The sequence below is a fragment of the Erwinia sp. MYb416 genome, assembly GCF_037479575.1.
Taxonomy (GTDB): Bacteria; Pseudomonadota; Gammaproteobacteria; order Enterobacterales; family Enterobacteriaceae; genus Erwinia; species Erwinia rhapontici.
The window spans coordinates 1-736 of sequence record NZ_JBBGYT010000238.1 but is presented as its reverse complement, the minus strand read 5'-3'; the positions used below and the strand labels follow the sequence as shown (position 1 = coordinate 736).

Genomic DNA, 736 nt, shown 5'->3' with positions numbered 1-736 from the left:
CATCGAGGATATAGATGTTATTTTGAGCAGTATCTATCTCAAAGTGCATTTCATACTCCTTTATGACAATCACGCGGTAGACCTGGCGAGGCAAGTAGTCCTTTAACTGTCTGCCTTTGATGATCGGCAAGGCGAGGTCAATATCTATTGATTCATTGAGAAGAGAGTTAATGATTCTATTCGCTCGCCGTGGGCCTCCGGCTCTACTGTTAAGCTCAAATCTATGAATCCTTGCCAGATCCCCTCTGGCTTTAGCAGTCCATGAGACATTCATCTTATCTTGCCGCTGTTTTCAGTTGTCTAAAAAAGCTCGTCATCTCTTCGATGCTAAACGTGTTCCCTGCGTCTACGTCTGCGAGTCCTTTCAGGATGGCTTCGCGGCGGCGTTCGTGATTGTGTATGAAGCTGTCCAGAGCCTCTCTGATGATGTAGCTCTTTGAGCGATCTTCTTCTTCTGCGATCGCATCAACTTTGCGAACGAGTGCGCGGGGGACTTCTGCGCTGATTGTCTGTTTTGTGATGGCAGCCATGATTGGTTTCCTCAGAGCTATTAGGAGTTATTAAGTAGTTTAGCACTGCGCAAATGGGATGACACCTGAGAAAAGGACGGTTTTTTGCGTCCTTTTTGGGATGACGCAGATCAAACTTTTTAGATAAGCGGTCGAATTGGGACAGCACTACAAAAACAGCCACTTTTTAATAAGCTTTATGGGATGGTTGTAGTAAAAATCTATTG

2 protein-coding genes are annotated in these 736 nt (G+C 45.1%); both read right to left on the bottom strand.

What is annotated here, in order from left to right; translation table 11 throughout:
• On the bottom strand, positions 1–274 hold a 274-nt coding region (locus WH277_RS02210), incomplete at its 3' end, for a type II toxin-antitoxin system RelE/ParE family toxin (RefSeq protein WP_339504154.1).
• Position 275: 1 nt separating this feature from the next.
• Positions 276–530 (bottom strand): CopG family ribbon-helix-helix protein, encoded by a 255-nt coding sequence (locus WH277_RS02205; RefSeq protein ID WP_339504152.1) that lies wholly within the window; start codon positions 528–530, stop codon positions 276–278.
• Positions 531–736 lie beyond the last annotated feature (206 nt).